The organism is Mesotoga sp. B105.6.4 (assembly GCF_002896535.1).
GTDB lineage: Bacteria > Thermotogota > Thermotogae > Petrotogales > Kosmotogaceae > Mesotoga.
Genome location: NZ_JWIM01000149.1, coordinates 1 through 1,102 on the forward strand (window position 1 = coordinate 1; position 1,102 = coordinate 1,102).

1 pseudogene is annotated in these 1,102 nt (G+C 40.4%); it reads right to left on the minus strand.

Going from position 1 to position 1,102, the window contains the following annotated elements:
- Positions 1–1,102, minus strand: a pseudogene (locus RJ60_RS15745) (fibronectin type III domain-containing protein); the annotation flags it as partial.

A 1,102-nucleotide genomic window follows, 5' to 3' on the forward strand; every position in this document is an offset into this window, starting at 1 on the left:
ATCTGTGCATTCACATTCAATTTTTAAACAATCCGGTAAGTTTTCCATTCCGTCTTCAGGAATAATATTAAATGGTTCAATCGGAGGCCTGTTTGCCATAGTAGTAAAAGAATACACAAGACTTTCGCTGACTTCGCCATAACTATCCGTCGCAACTATTTTCCAGTAGTATGGTTTTCCTCTTTGCAATTCTTTTACAATGTATTCGTTCGAAGTGGTATGTGATTTCACTGGCTCTAATGAATCAGGCTTGTCACCAAAATAAACATCACAAGTTATAGAATCTCCATCCGCATCCGTAACTTCCCACTTCAGGATCAACTCTTCCGCAAAAACATCATCACTGTCGTTTTGAGGATATACAAATGCAATCTCCGGACCACGGTTCTCTTGAACCGTGAAGGAATATCGTTCACTTGTTGTTCTCATGCCATATTTATTAACTGCCGTCACTCTCCAGGAATAAGTCTTACCACGTTCTAGCTTGTAGAATCTTGCATTGCTAAACGAAGTCGTATACACTTTACCATCGAACTGAAGTTCATATTGCAGAGGATTATCAAGTGACTCCCATACTAGCTCAACTACGATTTCATCAGGGCAGACAGATTTGTCTATGGGATATGTTGGACGTGGCTTAAGGGGCGGATCTGCTTTTGGTATTTCAACATCTAGAATTATAATCTCTCCCTTATCAGGGATATAAAGAGATTGTGTTTTACCACCATATAGTTCTTTGAACAACTCGATCTCATAGGTCTTTCCCACATCAAGAATAATCTGCCAGGGTGTTGTCTGTTCTAGCCATTCCTTGTCAATTCGAATAGCTGCATTGGAAGGTTCGGATGTTATCCTTACTGCCCTTTTCCCCGGATTAGCTTCTAGATCTATTCGCTTTGATTCATACGTGCTTTGGAAAACTACCTCTAGTTCATACTTTTCAATTAGCTCTCCATCGAGTGTTATTAAGTGATTGCCAACATCCAGATCGAAGATGGTCAACTCCCCTGATTCGAGGGTTCCTTCAAGCTTGCCATCTATATAAACGCTCGCCGTTTTCGCCAGGTCATTTGCAGCAACTATTTTAAGAAAGCAACTACTT